This window comes from uncultured Methylophaga sp. (assembly GCF_947259025.1).
Taxonomy (GTDB): domain Bacteria; phylum Pseudomonadota; class Gammaproteobacteria; order Nitrosococcales; family Methylophagaceae; genus Methylophaga.
On the sequence record NZ_CAMYKO010000006.1, the window covers coordinates 39,805 to 54,017 of the forward strand.

Consider the following 14,213-nt stretch of genomic DNA (forward strand, 5'->3'; position numbering starts at 1 on the left):
CAGACTCAGGCCTGCTCCAGCAGGGTTGATAGTTCTCGATGCAGCAGGGCTTCGTCACCCAGATTCAGTTCAACCAGGCGCTTGAGATGGGTCATGCTGTCCAGATCGATTTCCCGGCATTCAAAGCCGATATAAGCCGCATCAATATTGGCCACCGTCGCCTGCATTTCTATCACTATCTGACCTTCCTCCAGCAACAGATCGACCCGGCAGGGCTGGTGCAGATCTGCCTGCCACTGTCCGGGCCTTTCGATCAAAAGGCCATGCAGTGAGACGTCGAGCACCTGGCAGTTAAGAAATTCGTCGCCGTCTTCGGTATTAATGTGTGCCACGGCATTAAACGGAATGCGGCTGAAGCGGCGTTTTTGCTGTGCGGATGAATCGGCCATATTTCCACTCCCCGAAAGCGTCATTTGATACTATCACTGTTTTGTCAGCAGGAGTACAGCATGCTTTGGGTTAAGGCCTTTCACCTGATTTTTATCGTGACCTGGTTTTCAGCGATGTTCTACCTGCCGCGGCTGTATGTTTACCATGCTATGTGTGAGGATGAAGCTGGCAATGAGCGTTTTAAAATCATGGAGCGCAAGCTATACCGGGGCATCATGACCCCCAGTGCGCTGCTGACACTGGTATTCGGCATCTGGCTGCTCAGCTTTTACTCGCTGGAACAACTGGCTGCAATGGGCTGGCTGCATGCCAAACTCACCCTGGTCGTTTTGTTGTTCGCCTATCATGGCATGTGCGGTCGCATGCTCAAGCAGTTTGCTGCTGACAACAACCAGCGCAGCCACAAGTTCTATCGTCTATTCAACGAGATCCCGGTCCTGCTGCTTATCGCTGTCATTATCCTGGCAGTGGTCAAACCTTTCTGAATGCAAATAAAAAAGGCGCCTTGGGCGCCTTTTTTGTGTGTAAGCTCAACCGATATTAGTCGGTGTATTCAAAAATCTTCACCACTCGCTGAACACCGGCCGTGCTTTTCACCAGTGATACCGCTTGATCGGCTTCAGTACGGCTGACCAGTCCCATCAGGTAAACAATGCCTCTTTCGGTCACCACCTTGATGCGGAAGGGATCGATTTGCTTGTCAGTGGTCATCTTGGTTTTGATTTTGGAAGTGATCCAGGCATCGCTGCTGCGTGACGGCAGGGCGCTGGGCGCTGCAATCGCCAGCTCGTTATAAATGCGGCGAACCTTGGGCAGCGCTTTAATTTCAGCGGTCACTTTCTGTTTTAGTGATTCGCTCGGTGTTTCACCGGTCAGCAGGACGATGCCGTTGTAACTGGTGACGTTGATGTGACTCTGATCGTGAATTTCCTTGTTGTTAAACAGCGCATAAGCACCTTTGAATTCTATGCCCTGGTCATCAATCACGGTGCCGGTTGTGCGCCGATCATAGGCAACACCGGCACCAGTCGCCGCACCACCGACGACGGCAGGAGCACAGCCCTGAATCAGCATTACCGGGACTATCAGCCAAGCAAGATTTTTCAACTTAAGCATGTGTGCAATCCTCGAAATTAATTAAGGTTTATTATGACTGGTATGGCTTGTCATTGACCAGCCTGTTTCAGCTTTGTTCAAAAGCATTCTGAATCCATTCGAACTGGTAGCCTTTATCCGCCGGGGCAACACCCACCACATCAAAACGGCAACTGTCGTGTTTGCCCGGGTGTTGCTGCAGGTAATGCCGGGCGGTGAGAATAATACGTGATTGTTTGCGCTTGTTCACGGTCTCTACCGCGCTGCCAAAACGGCTGTTCTTGCGAAAACGAACTTCAACAAACACCAGCACCGATTTGTCCTGCATCACCAGATCAATTTCCCCGCCCCGACAATGGTAATTACGGGTCAGTAAGGTCAGCCCCTGCTTTTTCAGAAAGCGGCTGACGGCGTCTTCAACTTGTGTTCCCCGATCTCTGGAAAACAACATATCAAGGCAACGCTTCGAGATACCCCTGCTGGAATTGACCCCAGCCCATTTCCCGTTTCACCTGGCCCTCGGTATTGACCGAGAGATTGCCGGTGGCGCCCTGATAGCGTTGTTCGGGATCCTGGCTCAACGTGTTCAATTCCTGCAGCAGCCGGTAGGCATCGACCCCCATGGCATAAAGCCTGAGCAGGCTACCGGAAGGATTTTGTGACTGTTGTTGATAGGTTTCAAAAGCCGGGTCATTCACGGTATCCATTGCCAGCATCCAGGGAATATCGGTCACAATCAAATCATTCAGATCAATGTCCTGCTGAGGATCCGGCTGACCGCTGTATGCGTGGGAGGTAGCCATCAGCGGCAGCTTGCCACTGCGGTGGAATTTGAGTTGTGGCACCAGTTGCCGCGCCTTGAGCGGACGGGCCACCAGGAAAAGGAAATCAATATCCTGACGTCGGCGCGGCTCAAAGTCGAGTGAGCGGCCCAGTGTGCTTTTCAGCGTCTGGTAGCGGCTTTCACTGACATCCAGTCCCATCAGCGGGATCAAAGTATCGCGAAAGTCATTCACGCTTTCATCGTAGCTGGACTGATAAAGCACATTGCCGCCTTGTTGCTGCCAGGCATTGTTAAAGGCCGAGGCAACCCGGTCGCCCCAGTCACCGCGCGGTGATAACACCACGGCATGCTGGTAGCCCTGACGACGCGCATAGTCAGCAATCGCTGCGGCATCATCTTCCGGTGCCAACCCGAACTGAAACAGATTGGGACGGCTGTTGCGCTCATCCACCCGGTTCAGCGCCAGTACCGGTACCGGCAGTTCTGATTGGGCGGCCAGGCTTTCCACCGAGGCTTTCTGCAAGGGGCCGATCACGACATCTGCGCCCAGACTCAGTGCTTGCTGGTACTGCTGAGTGACATTGCCCAGGCCGCTGACAGGGTCGGTATCAACATCGAGAAAATGCAGCTGTGCTGGGGAGCCGCTGGCGTAATGTGCGGCGATAATGCCCTGTTTGATGCTGGCGGCCACTTCGGCAAAAGGCCCGCTGGCGGGCAGCAGCACGGCAATGTCCTGCACTTGCCGGGGTAGCTGACTGGCCCCGGTTTGTATCGCCTGCTGGAATAAATCCGGATCGGCGGGGTGGTTGGGGTAACTGCGACGCCAGTCCTCCAGCGCCACAGCTTGTGCTTCGGGGTTGTCCTGATAGGCCTTGATCGCATAAGCCAGCGCAAACCAGCCACTATCATCAGCCGGTGGATAACCCGGATTGTATAAATCCAGTGCCTGTGGCGTCATTTGCATCAGGGCCTGCCACAGGGCTTCACGGTTAGCGGCGAGGGCATCCTGTTCAGTCAGCAGCTTTTCCAGTGCCAGGTGGCTGTTGGCTTTTTCCAGCCAGTTTTCTGTGAGCGTGTAGGCATCACTGCGCAGTCGCAGTAATTGTTGCTGTTCTTCTGCGGACAGGCTGCCTGCTTCAAAGTCAGTCAGGGCCTGGGATGCGGCTTCACCATCGCTGTTGAACAAGGCAATTTCCGCCTTCAGTGTGGCGGCGCTGAAACGCTTGTTGTCACTGAGCAGCGATTGATCTACTTGTGACAGCGCCTGAGCTGCCTGTTCGACATCACCGACCTGCCAGAACAACTGCGCAGCACGAAGCTGATACAAGGCCTGTTTCTCGCCCTGATAGTCGCCGGCGAGTTGCAGATATTCTTGCGCCGCTTGTTGGTACTGGCCCTCGCTCTCAGCCGGCAGGGTTTTGATCTCTGCAGGCTGAACCCGGCCAGTCGGTCCCTGAATGGGCTGACAGGCACTGAGCAACAGGAGCATGATGGCCGGTAACAGCAGCGAGCGTGTAAGGGTCATATTGGATATCTGTATTGTTATCATTGAAGGCATCATCTTACCCGTTAGCGTATATTACGACCACATTTAGCCGGAGATTTGAGGAAAAACCGTGACTGCATCACAAAGCGGACAGCTATATATCGTGGCAACACCGATCGGTAACCTGGCGGATTTCTCCAGCCGCGCGGTTGAAACGCTGCAAGCCGTCGATGTGGTGGCCGCTGAGGATACCCGCCACAGCAAACCGCTATTGCAACACTTCGGTATTCACACGCCCTTATTGTCTCTGCATGAGCATAACGAACAGCAACGCAGTGAATTGTTATTGCAACGTTTGCAGGCCGGTGAGTCAGTGGCATTGATCAGTGATGCCGGCACACCGCTTATCAGCGACCCTGGCTATCGCCTGGTATCACTGGTTCAGAATCATCAGATCCGGGTGGTGCCGATCCCGGGCAGTTGTGCATTGATTGCGGCCTTATCCGCGTCGGGCATCGCTTCAGACAAGTTCAGTTTTGAAGGTTTTCTGCCGTCGAAACAGACCGCAAGACGCCAGCACCTGGAAACACTCAAACACAGTGAACACAGCCTGATTTTCTATGAGAGTCCCAGAAGGCTGCAGGATACGCTGACTGAGGCAGTGGCCATATTTGGTGCCGGACGTCGGGCCTGCCTCGCCAGGGAATTGACCAAACTGCACGAGACTATTAAGACTCTACCGCTGGCGGAGTTACAGGAATGGGTCGCGGCCGATCAGAACCAGCAGCGTGGAGAATGCGTCTTGTTAATAGAAGGGACAGCGACTGCAGTCAAAGCCGATGAGCAGGAACTGTCACGGGTGCTGGCTTTGTTGCTGGAAGATTTACCGGTGAAAAAAGCGGCGGCTATTGCAGCGGCGATTACCGGCGGTAAAAAGAACGAGGCTTACCAACTGGCACTGAAATTACAGCACAAATAAAGCCCGTCAGGTAAAATAGACAGCTTGAGACGACCAGACAATCGCGCCACAGTTTGCTGTCGGTGAGGAAAGTCCGGGCTCCACAGGGTAAGGTGCCAGGTAACACCTGGGAGGCGTAAGCCTACGGCCAGTGCAACAGAGAGTATACCGCCAGCTTGCTTCGGCAAGCCGGTAAGGGTGAAAGGGTGCGGTAAGAGCGCACCGCGCTTCTGGTAACAGAAGTGGCAGGGTAAACCCCACCTGGAGCAAGACCAAATAGAGGAACATGATGTGCGACCCGTACTGTTCCTGGGTAGGTTGCTTGAGGCTGATGGTGACATCAGTCCCAGATGAATGATTGTCCCAGACAGAACCCGGCTTACGGTGGTCTCAAGCTATAAAAAAACAGCCGCTCACCTGATAGCTTCAGGGAGCGGCTGTTTTCTTTTCCGGGCAGTGAATGTTTGTCGCTTAGAACATATTGAGCCAGACAATCACGGTCAGCACATTAAACACGACCAGCAGGCACAGACCGGCAGAAATTACCCCGGTAGAGACCACATAGCCCTTACCTTCATCGATATTCATATAAATCGGGATACCGACATAGAGCAGATACACGCTGTAGCAGACCGCCAGCATCAAGACCGTCATGCACAGCCAGACTATGGGGACAAAACCTATCAGGCCTGCCATAAACATCGGCGTTGCCGTGTAGGTCGTAAACAGCAGGCAACGGCCAAAGCTGGCTTCATCGCCATAGGCGCGTTCCATGGCAAAGGTGAAGTAGGTCATCAGCAGGGTGAACAGGATGATCAGCGCATAAAATGCCCCCGCCATCGGCAGGGCCATGCTGAATGCCACCTGGTTGAATTCAGCGCCGGACAGGCTCCAGCCAATTTGATTGATGCCTATCAGGAAAGCCACGGCGGGTACCAGCGCCAGTATGAGCATACGCAATATGCCGAATTGAGTGATATCCAGTTTCTCATCGCTGATGGATTGCCACTCGGCATGTGGAACTGAGAAAAGCCCCCAGAAGTGCTTACGGTGGTGATGATACATAGCAGACCTCCTTGTGGTCGTTAATCGGACGTTAACATCAAGGACCGCTTTGAATTCACTTTATGCCCATTGTTCAGGATCTTCAAGTGATTAACGGGCATCAGCGCCAGCAGCCTAATTCAACAAAACGTGGTCGGCCAGAAGCAGCAGGAATAACCACATCAGGTATTGAATTGAAAATTTAAATAAACGCCAGGCAGCTTGCGGATCGTGTTCTGCAAACAACTGTTTGACCAGCCGTAGCTGCCCGACATTGAGCACCAGTATGCCGGCCAGATACAGCCAGCTACTCATGCCGGTGACAAAGGGCAGCAGCGTGCAGGCAAATAACAGCAGGCTGTAAAGCACAATCTGGATACGGGTGAAATCAACGCCGTGGGTGACCGGAAGCATCGGCACATTGGCCTCGGCGTATTCCTCTTTTTTATGCAAGGCCAGCGCCCAGAAGTGAGGCGGAGTCCAGGCGAAAATAATCAACACCAGCAGCAGGGCATTGGGATCGATCTGTCCGGTGACTGCTGTCCAGCCCAGCAGCGGCGGCATGGCACCGGCCAGACCGCCGATAGTAATGTTCTGCGGGGTCGCCCGTTTCAGAAACAGGGTGTAAATCACCGCATAACCCAGCAAAGAAAACAGGGTCAGCCACATGGTGACCGGGTTGACCAGAAACCACAGTAGATTGAGCCCGAAAACTGCCAGCGCCAATGCAAAGAACAAGGCCTGCCATGGCGTTACCTGACCACTGGCCACAGCACGGTGGCGGGTGCGGGCCATCTTGGCATCCAGTTTGTGGTCAATAAGATTATTAATCACTGCGCCGCTGCCAGCGCACAAGGCAATGCCGGCAATGGCAATCAGCAAGGTACCCGGATCAGGCCACTGTGGTGCCATAAAAGCCCCCACCAAAGCCGTCAGCAGCATCAATAAAATGACTTTGGGTTTGCACAGAGCCAGGTAATCTTTCCAGTTGGTTCGATGCAGAGTTGGCATGATCGCGCTGTCATTTTGCATAACTCACCCCATTGATTGTCTGAAAGCGTGCTTATCGGAATTTGCAGCCATCGTGGACAGCGACTGCAGGCGGATTAAGGTATCAGTCAGGCACAACAGCAGTAACGCCGCGCCGGTATTGTGGGCCAGTGCCAAAAACAAAGGTAATTGCAGCAGCACATTGGCTATGCCAATGCCAAGCTGCAGGCCGGTGAAAGCCAGCAACAGCGCAACCCGGCTGTGTAACAGCGGGTAACGCCACAGCGCTACGCTGAGGCTGAGTACAGCCACCGTTAACAGCAATGCCGTATAGCGATGCACTACCTGAATCGACGCGCGGGCATCCAGTGGCAATAATCCGCCCTCGTGATTCGCATCAATAAACTCAGTCAGCTTGAATGCCTGATTGAGTTGCAGATCTGGCAGCCATTGTCCCTGGCAGGTGGGAAAATCAGGGCAGGCAAGACCGGCATAGTGGCTGCTGGTCCAGCCACCCAATGCGATCTGCCCGAACAGTAACAGCATCACCAGCATGGCGGCTTTGTGCACACCCGCTGCGACACGGACCCGGCTGTGACCGGCGACGGATTGGGATAACAACCACAGCAATGCCAGCAGCAACACACCGCCCAGCAAGTGGATGGTGACCACCTGCGGTTGCAGTTTGAGGGTGACCGTCCACATGCCGAACAGCGCCTGGGCAATAACCAGCAATAATAAACTGCGCCCCAGCCAACGGCTTTTCGGCTTGCTGGCGGGATCGGTCTCCAGCCGTATCATCATCACTAAAATCAGCAAGCCAAGCCCACCGGCCGCATAGCGGTGAATCATTTCCATCCACGCCTTGCCGTTGTGGGCGATGCCGGCAGCCTGTAACTCAGCGGAGGAGGGCGGCAGGATCTGGCCGTAGCAGCCGGGCCAGTCAGGACAGCCCAGACCGGCATCAAGCAGACGGGTCAGGGCGCCCAGCGTCACCACCACAAAGGCGAATAGCAAGGCAAGTCTGGTCAGGGTTTTGATCTGCATGCATTACCCGATATGTGAGGCCTTCAATAACCAGTCAATATCAGCCAGGATGTGCTTTCCCTTGAGCTCCGGTGCAAACCGCATAACCAGCATGCCCTTGGGATCAACCAGCCACAGACTCTGATCCTGCCAGTCGAGTTGTTGTTGGTTAAACCAGTCGAGCAGTTGTGGCCGGCTCAGGCTTTTGATTTGCTGAAAATTAATATCGGCAGGGCGTTGCGATATCCCGGCGGTGGACAGCCACAAAGGCTGAACCCGTTCCAGATCCCGCCCCATGGCCGTGTGCAGCTGCTGCATCTGATACAGCTGTTGCTGACAGGATTGCCGGCAATCCTGGCTTAATAACAGCAGCCCCCATTTACCATTCAGCTCTGACTTGAGGCTGTCCGGCACCTGGATACCGGCGGGGAGTAACTGACCGTGGTTTTTGCCCGCAAAACTGTCGGCCTGGCCGAATAAGGCCAGACTCCACGCGATCAGCAGAGGCAGCAGGGCAATCAGCCAGATGGAACGAAACAGCCATGGATTACGGGTCATCTTTCTCTCCTCGGCAGGCAAAGTAAAACACCGTCAGGCAAGCCACCGCTATCAACAGCCATTGCAGGGCATAGCCGATATGCATCGCGCTTTTATTGTCTGGTGCTGCATGCACGGTGGCGAGTCCGGTACCAGGGGTGTTCACGACAATCATAAAATCAGCCAGCTTGGCGTCCAGCCGCTGTCTGAGCAGGGGAATATCGATCTGTTGCATGATGCCGGGCCAGGCCGGATCGTCCTCCGCCGGTGCCAGCATCAGGCCAACTTCGGGATAGACCGCCAGCCCCGATACCGTCATCACAGAAGGGAAGTTGTTCAGCGAAGGGCGGGGCTCCCGTGCCGATTGCCACCCCAGGTTGAGCAGCAGCGGGCCATAGTCGGTCGCTAACAGCCCCAGTACATGCCAGCCGACAATACCCTGACGAATCTGGTTGTCGAGTAAAAACAACTGCTGTAACTGGCCGCTGGCTTTCAGCGCTTTATAGGGCGCCGGCTGGCCCCCATGCCAGTGTGTGGCAGGCTGGGACTGCTGCTGCACAAATTGCTGATAGCGCGCTTCGGCGCTCCCAGCCCGTTGCCATTGCCAGAACGACAAACACAGACACAGCCCGACCGCAAACAATGCAAACGACAGATAGCCCGGTCTTGCCGCAAACTGCCAGCCTGAATCGCTGCCCAAAAGTCGTTTTACGATCACGCTGTCTCCTCTGTGCCTTGGCCCTCGTTTAAATCAGATACACCGTAGTGAACAGGAATATCCAGACCACATCGACAAAGTGCCAGTACCAGGCACCGGCCTCGAAAGCAAAGTGCTTATCCGGCGTGAAATGGCCACGCATGACCCTCAGCATCAGCACAATCAGGATAATGCTGCCGATGGTGACGTGGGCACCGTGAAAACCGGTCAGCATAAAGAAGGTGGCCCCGTAGATCCCCGATGCCAGCGTCAGATCCAACTCGTTATAAGCCTCGAAATATTCCATGATCTGCAAGGCCAGAAAGCCCAGACCCAGAATGATGGTGATCCCCAGCCACAGCTTGAGGCGGTCGCGGTCGCTGCGTTTCAGTGCCTTATGCGCCAGCCACAGGGTAAAACTGGAAGTCACCAGTAAAATGGTATTGATGAGCGGCACATGCCAGGGATTGATCACTTCCCTGATGGGCGGGAACTGTTCAGGGTTAGGTGCTTGCAGTAAGGGCCAGGCAGCATTGAACTGGGGCCAGAGCATGCTGGCCAGCCCTTTGTCGCCTTCTCCACCCAGCCAGGGCACGGCAAACACGCGGATATAAAACAAGGTGCCGAAGAAGGCGAAAAAGAACATCACTTCGGAAAAAATAAACCACGACATGCCGTAGCGGAATGATTTGTCCAGCTTGGGCGAATAGAGTCCCTGCCGGGTCTCGGCAATGACCGAGGCGAACCAGCCGATCATCATGCCGGCCAGAATCAGCAAGCCGGATAACAGCATAATCTGACCGAATAAACCGCCCGACTCCTGCTGCAAAGCGTGCAATAACACCGCCGTGCCGCCCAGGGTAAAAAACAGCCCGGCCGCGGCAATGATCGGCCAGTGACTTTGCGGTGGAACGTAGTAGGCTGGTTGCGACTGTGCCATAACTGCTCCCTCCCTTAATTGGGGCGTTAATACCCTTCTGCTGCTGCCCTGTCGCTAATATCAAACAGGGTGTAGGACAGCGTCAGCTTGGTGATTTCCTCGGGCAAATCCGGGTCGAGAAAAAATACCAGGGGAAACCCTTTCTGTTCGCCGGCCTGCAATGGCTGCTGCTGAAAGCAGAAGCATTCGACTTTATTCAGATAGTCCGCCGCCTGTGCCGGTGACACACTGGGAATAGCCTGAGCGACCACGGCATGGTCATAGGTATTGCTGACATAAAAGGCGGTTTGTTTGCGCTCACCAATCTGCAGCTTGATCTCCTCCTGCTCGGGGGCAAACTCCCAGGGCAGATTGGCATTGCGGTTGGCTACAAACTGAACAGTAACCTGGCGTTCATCCACTGCTTCAGTTTGACTGGCTGCCCCCTGGTAGGGGCCACCGGTTTTGCCGTTGAGGCCGGTGACCTCACAGAACACGTCATAGAGGGGCACCAGCATAAAGCCGAAGCCGAACATCAATACCACGATGGCAATCAGTCCGCCCGGCGTAGTGGGATTCAGCCAGCGTTTCATTTGTCACCGACCACTGGCGGTGTGCTGAAAGTGTGATAGGGGGCCGGTGTCGGCACGCTCCACTCCAGTCCTTGCGCGCCGTCCCAGGGAAGCTGTTCCGCCGGTTTACCGCTACGCACGGTTTTGATCAGAATGTAAACAAACAACAGCTGAGTGGTGCCGAACAGGAATGCACCGATGCTGGTAATCATATTGAAGTCCGCAAACTGCAACGCATAGTCGGGAATACGTCGGGGCATGCCGGCCAGTCCCACAAAATGCATGGGGAAGAAGGTCAGGTTGACGCCGATAAACGACAGCCAGAAATGCCATTGGCCCAGTTTCTCGTCATACATCTTGCCGCACCATTTGGGCAGCCAGTAATAGACCCCGGCAATAATGCCGAATACCGAACCGGGAACCAGAACATAGTGGAAATGGGCGACCACGAAGTAAGTGTCGTGATACTGGAAGTCAGCCGGCGCGATCGCCAGCATCAGGCCCGACAGACCGCCGATGGTGAACAATACAATAAAGGCGATGGCAAACAGCATCGGCGTCTCAAAGGTCATCGACCCCCGGAACATGGTCGATATCCAGTTAAACACTTTGACCCCGGTGGGCACCGCGATCAGCATGGTCGTATACATAAAGAACAACTCGCCGGCCAATGGCATGCCCACGGTGAACATATGGTGAGCCCAGACGATGAAAGACATCACCGCAATCGCCGCGGTGGCATACACCATGGAGTGGTAGCCGAACAGCGGTTTGCGGGCGAAGGTGGGCACGATTTGGGAAATCACGCCAAAGGCCGGCAACACCATGATGTAAACCTCGGGATGGGCAAAGAACCAGAACACATGCTGGAACAGGACCGGGTCGCCACCACCGGCAGCATTAAAGAAACTGGTGCCGAAATGCACATCCATCAGCATCATGGTGACCACAGCTGCCAGTACCGGCATCACCGCGATCAGCAGGAAGGCGGTGATTAGCCAGGTCCAGACAAACAATGGCATATCCATCAGTTTCATGCCCGGTGCCCGCATATTGAAGATAGTGACCACCACATTAATCGCGCCCAGGATCGAAGAGATCCCCATCATATGAATGGCAAAGATAAAGAAGGTCACACTGGGTGGGGCATAGGTGGTCGACAACGGCGCGTAAAAGGTCCAGCCGAAATCGGGGGCACCGCCCGGCATCAGCAAAGTCGACAGCAACATGGCAAAGGCAAACGGCAGGATCCAGAAGCTCAGGTTATTGAGCCGGGGCAGGGCCATATCCGGGGCGCCGATCATCAGTGGTATCTGCCAGTTGGCCAGGCCAACAAAGGCCGGCATCACTGCGCCGAACACCATAATCAGGCCATGCATGGTGGTCATCTGGTTAAAGAACTCGGGCATCACCATCTGCAAGCCGGGCTGGAACAACTCGGCGCGGATAACAAAGGCCATGCTCCCGCCGACAAATAACATCAGCAGGCTGAACACCAGATACATGGTGCCGATATCTTTATGGTTAGTGGTCAGAATCCAGCGGCTGATCCCGCTGGCCGGTCCGTGGTGGGCAGTCTCGGCATGTGCGCTCATAAAGACCTCACTGTTTATCCATCAGAGTCTGGACTTCGGCCGGTGATACATGATCACCGGTCTGGTTGTCCCAACTGTTGCGCTCATAGGTAATGACGGCGGCGATATCAACGGCGGATAACTGTTCACCGAAGGCGGGCATACCCTTGGCAAGCTTGCCATTCACCACGATATCGAGATGACCGGCTTTGTCGCCCTGCACAATGGCACTGCCGTTCAGTGCCGGGAAAGCACCAGCGACACCGGAACCATCTGCCTGGTGACAGACCGCACAGTTTTTCTCATAAACGGTGGCACCGGCAGTCATCAACTGATCCATACTCCAGTCCTGTTCAGCCGAGGCAGCTTCAGCCAGCTTGGCGGCTTTCTGGTCTTCCAGCCAGGCCAGGTATGAGGCTTCCGGCACCGCTTTGACTTCAATGGGCATGAAGGCATGATGTTTGCCGCACAGCTCTGCACACTGACCGCGGTACAGCCCCGGCTCTTTGATGCGGGTCCATGATTCGTTGATAAAGCCGGGAATCGCGTCTTTTTTGATCGCCAGATCGGGCACCCACCAGGCATGGATCACGTCATTGGAGGTGAACAGAAAACGTATTTTCTTATTGGTCGGCACGACCAGGGCGTTATCGACTTCCAGCAGGTAGTTGGGATTTTTCTTCTTGCGGTTTTCGATTTCTTCCCGCGAGGTGTTCAGGATGCTGAAAAAATCGACGTCTTCACCAATGTATTTGTAATGCCACTTCCACTGGTGGCCAGTGACCTGGATATCAACATCCGACTCCGAGGCATCATACATATCACTGAGCGTGGTGGTGGCGGGGATGGCAATCGCGACCAGAATCAGAAACGGAATGATGGTCCAGATGATTTCAACCACCACGCTGCCATGAAACTGGGCTGCCTTTGCGCCTCGGGATCGTCGGTGATGGAAAATGGACCAGAACATGACACCGAACACCACCACCGCGATGGCGAGGCAAATATAGAAAATGGTCATGTGCAGGTTGAATACCGACTGACTGGTGTCTGTCACCCCAGACGGCATATTAAACTCCAGCGCCAGTAGCGGGGCTGGCGTCAGAACAAGAGCGAGACTAAACAGATGCAGTAGTCGGCACATAGCACTCTCCTTGCATCAACGGTGCACCATCGTTGGTGACACGCTGCAAAATTTATTTTGCTCTTAGGAAATCAGTATAGGCCTTTTTTAGGGATTTACCAGCGAATTTGACAAAAAATGTGGCTAAGGAACTGATATCAATAGGTTAAATCAGCTTTATGTCGCGCCAGGGATAAGTTATGGCGGGGCATACAATACTGGAAAATTACGTATAATCGCCGTCCTGTTGAACACGAAAAAACGCTAAATTGAACGATCTGAGTTAGTTAATCCCCGGTGTCAGCCAGCAAAAAGATTTTATTCAGCCATAACCCTTCTAGAATTTACTTTAACTTTCTATGCCACTTTTTTGATAAAGAAGATGTCCTTGAATATCCCTCTCGAAACTTTTCTCCCACTTTCACCAAAAGTCGCTAAGTCATTGTCATAAAAAGAGGAATTTGTTGATCCAGATGCTTGACTTCATGCATTTGCAATCCTATAGTGTCGCTAAGTGGGGAAAAGTGGATCTTTGTGGATCAGTTTTTTTGAGGATGGCAAGTGTTTCGAGGCGTGGCAACATTCAATCTGGATGCCAAAGGGCGGATGGCGATACCAGCCAAGTTCCGCAAGCATCTTGACGTCTGTTGTGAAGGCCGCCTGGTCATCACCATTGATCACTCAGACCACTGTCTGCAGTTGTATCCGCTGCCTGAATGGGAGCAAGTGGAAGAAAAGCTCACTGCACTTCCCAGCCTGAATCCTCAAGTCCGTCGCCTCAAAAGAATGCTGCTTGGTTATGCCACCGAATGCGAAATGGATGGTAACGGGCGGATTTTGCTGCCGGCCAAACTGCGCGAGTTTGCCGGTCTCGACAAAAGCATGGTGATGATTGGGCAAGGCAACAAGTTTGAACTCTGGAATGAGCAGACTTGGAACGAACTCATGGATGACTGTCTGGAAGAAGATTTTGATGAGATTTTACCGGCTGAATTAGAAAGCCTGTCGATATAGGGCG

General features: G+C 54.0%; 16 protein-coding genes and 1 other RNA gene. 4 read left to right on the forward strand and 13 right to left on the reverse strand.

The features are described 5' to 3' along the window. Positions 1-5: 5 nt before the first annotated feature. The gene (locus tag Q0X64_RS10180) at positions 6-389 is read right to left on the reverse strand and encodes a PilZ domain-containing protein (protein WP_297812326.1); all 384 of its coding nucleotides are present in this window, start codon (positions 387-389) and stop codon (positions 6-8) included. 60 nt (positions 390-449) lie between these two features. Between Q0X64_RS10180 and hemJ the strand changes: the two genes are divergently transcribed. Next, complete coding sequence (gene hemJ, locus Q0X64_RS10185; protein WP_297812330.1) at positions 450-875, forward strand: protoporphyrinogen oxidase HemJ; 426 nt, start codon at positions 450-452, stop codon at positions 873-875. 55 nt (positions 876-930) lie between these two features. Here hemJ and Q0X64_RS10190 read toward each other — a convergent pair whose 3' ends face one another. The 3 genes from Q0X64_RS10190 to Q0X64_RS10200 all read right to left on the reverse strand — a co-directional run bounded on the left by Q0X64_RS10190 (position 931) and on the right by Q0X64_RS10200 (position 3,794). Beyond that, positions 931-1,506, reverse strand: coding sequence for a BON domain-containing protein (locus Q0X64_RS10190; RefSeq protein WP_297812333.1), 576 nt, complete (start codon positions 1,504-1,506; stop codon positions 931-933). A 67-nt stretch (positions 1,507-1,573) separates the two neighbouring features. Further along, positions 1,574-1,936 (reverse strand): YraN family protein, encoded by a 363-nt coding sequence (locus tag Q0X64_RS10195; RefSeq protein WP_297812336.1) that lies wholly within the window; start codon positions 1,934-1,936, stop codon positions 1,574-1,576. A 1-nt stretch (position 1,937) separates the two neighbouring features. Continuing rightward, positions 1,938-3,794, reverse strand: a complete 1,857-nt coding sequence (locus Q0X64_RS10200) for a penicillin-binding protein activator (protein ID WP_297812339.1) — start codon at positions 3,792-3,794, stop codon at positions 1,938-1,940. Between the two features lie 91 nt (positions 3,795-3,885). Here Q0X64_RS10200 and rsmI point away from each other — a divergent pair, with 91 nt between their 5' ends. Together rsmI and rnpB are read left to right on the forward strand one after the other, a co-directional pair. After that, positions 3,886-4,734 carry a 16S rRNA (cytidine(1402)-2'-O)-methyltransferase gene (rsmI, locus tag Q0X64_RS10205; protein WP_297812342.1) on the forward strand — a complete coding sequence of 283 codons (849 nt, stop codon included), beginning with the start codon at positions 3,886-3,888 and terminating at the stop codon, positions 4,732-4,734. A gap of 25 nt (positions 4,735-4,759) precedes the next feature. Continuing rightward, an RNA gene (gene rnpB, locus Q0X64_RS10210) (RNase P RNA component class A) lies at positions 4,760-5,110 on the forward strand. 74 nt (positions 5,111-5,184) lie between these two features. On the opposite strand, the gene Q0X64_RS10215 is transcribed toward rnpB, so the two are convergent. The 9 genes from Q0X64_RS10215 to coxB all read right to left on the reverse strand — a co-directional run bounded on the left by Q0X64_RS10215 (position 5,185) and on the right by coxB (position 13,216). Continuing rightward, the gene (locus tag Q0X64_RS10215; RefSeq protein ID WP_297812345.1) at positions 5,185-5,778 is read right to left on the reverse strand and encodes a Yip1 family protein; all 594 of its coding nucleotides are present in this window, start codon (positions 5,776-5,778) and stop codon (positions 5,185-5,187) included. 114 nt (positions 5,779-5,892) lie between these two features. Then, positions 5,893-6,768, reverse strand: a complete 876-nt coding sequence (cyoE, locus tag Q0X64_RS10220; RefSeq protein WP_297812347.1) for a heme o synthase — start codon at positions 6,766-6,768, stop codon at positions 5,893-5,895. A 24-nt stretch (positions 6,769-6,792) separates the two neighbouring features. Beyond that, a complete protein-coding gene (locus tag Q0X64_RS10225) occupies positions 6,793-7,794 on the reverse strand; it encodes a COX15/CtaA family protein (RefSeq protein WP_297812349.1) in 1,002 nt (333 codons plus the stop codon). Between the two features lie 3 nt (positions 7,795-7,797). Continuing rightward, positions 7,798-8,331, reverse strand: coding sequence for a hypothetical protein (locus Q0X64_RS10230; RefSeq protein ID WP_297812352.1), 534 nt, complete (start codon positions 8,329-8,331; stop codon positions 7,798-7,800). Next, a complete protein-coding gene (locus Q0X64_RS10235) occupies positions 8,321-9,028 on the reverse strand; it encodes an SURF1 family protein (RefSeq protein WP_297812354.1) in 708 nt (235 codons plus the stop codon). The genes Q0X64_RS10230 and Q0X64_RS10235 overlap by 11 nt, the downstream gene beginning before the upstream one ends. Positions 9,029-9,056: 28 nt before the next feature. Continuing rightward, a complete protein-coding gene (locus tag Q0X64_RS10240) occupies positions 9,057-9,947 on the reverse strand; it encodes a cytochrome c oxidase subunit 3 (RefSeq protein ID WP_297812357.1) in 891 nt (296 codons plus the stop codon). A 26-nt stretch (positions 9,948-9,973) separates the two neighbouring features. After that, positions 9,974-10,519, reverse strand: coding sequence for a cytochrome c oxidase assembly protein (locus tag Q0X64_RS10245; RefSeq protein ID WP_297812360.1), 546 nt, complete (start codon positions 10,517-10,519; stop codon positions 9,974-9,976). Further along, positions 10,516-12,093: a cytochrome c oxidase subunit I gene (gene ctaD, locus Q0X64_RS10250; RefSeq protein WP_297812363.1), complete on the reverse strand. Its 1,578-nt coding sequence runs from the start codon at positions 12,091-12,093 to the stop codon at positions 10,516-10,518. The genes Q0X64_RS10245 and ctaD overlap by 4 nt, the downstream gene beginning before the upstream one ends. A gap of 7 nt (positions 12,094-12,100) precedes the next feature. After that, on the reverse strand, positions 12,101-13,216 hold the full coding sequence (gene coxB, locus Q0X64_RS10255; RefSeq protein WP_297812366.1) for a cytochrome c oxidase subunit II: 1,116 nt from the start codon (positions 13,214-13,216) through the stop codon (positions 12,101-12,103). A gap of 552 nt (positions 13,217-13,768) precedes the next feature. Here coxB and mraZ point away from each other — a divergent pair. Then, positions 13,769-14,209: a division/cell wall cluster transcriptional repressor MraZ gene (mraZ, locus tag Q0X64_RS10260; RefSeq protein ID WP_297812369.1), complete on the forward strand. Its 441-nt coding sequence runs from the start codon at positions 13,769-13,771 to the stop codon at positions 14,207-14,209. Positions 14,210-14,213: the final 4 nt, after the last annotated feature.

Excerpts from the sequence above, each read along its gene's own strand:
- Q0X64_RS10180 (WP_297812326.1), bottom strand. The coding sequence starts at position 389 with ATGGCCGATTCATCCGCACAGCAAAAACGCCGCTTCAGCCGCATTCCG.
- hemJ (WP_297812330.1), top strand. The coding sequence starts at position 450 with ATGCTTTGGGTTAAGGCCTTTCACCTGATTTTTATCGTGACCTGGTTT.
- Q0X64_RS10190 (WP_297812333.1), bottom strand. The coding sequence starts at position 1,506 with ATGCTTAAGTTGAAAAATCTTGCTTGGCTGATAGTCCCGGTAATGCTG.
- Q0X64_RS10195 (WP_297812336.1), bottom strand. The coding sequence starts at position 1,936 with ATGTTGTTTTCCAGAGATCGGGGAACACAAGTTGAAGACGCCGTCAGC.
- Q0X64_RS10200 (WP_297812339.1), bottom strand. The coding sequence starts at position 3,794 with ATGACCCTTACACGCTCGCTGCTGTTACCGGCCATCATGCTCCTGTTG.
- Q0X64_RS10215 (WP_297812345.1), bottom strand. The coding sequence starts at position 5,778 with ATGTATCATCACCACCGTAAGCACTTCTGGGGGCTTTTCTCAGTTCCA.
- cyoE (WP_297812347.1), bottom strand. The coding sequence starts at position 6,768 with ATGCCAACTCTGCATCGAACCAACTGGAAAGATTACCTGGCTCTGTGC.
- Q0X64_RS10225 (WP_297812349.1), bottom strand. The coding sequence starts at position 7,794 with ATGCAGATCAAAACCCTGACCAGACTTGCCTTGCTATTCGCCTTTGTG.
- Q0X64_RS10230 (WP_297812352.1), bottom strand. The coding sequence starts at position 8,331 with ATGACCCGTAATCCATGGCTGTTTCGTTCCATCTGGCTGATTGCCCTG.
- Q0X64_RS10240 (WP_297812357.1), bottom strand. The coding sequence starts at position 9,947 with ATGGCACAGTCGCAACCAGCCTACTACGTTCCACCGCAAAGTCACTGG.
- Q0X64_RS10245 (WP_297812360.1), bottom strand. The coding sequence starts at position 10,519 with ATGAAACGCTGGCTGAATCCCACTACGCCGGGCGGACTGATTGCCATC.
- ctaD (WP_297812363.1), bottom strand. The coding sequence starts at position 12,093 with ATGAGCGCACATGCCGAGACTGCCCACCACGGACCGGCCAGCGGGATC.
- coxB (WP_297812366.1), bottom strand. The coding sequence starts at position 13,216 with ATGTGCCGACTACTGCATCTGTTTAGTCTCGCTCTTGTTCTGACGCCA.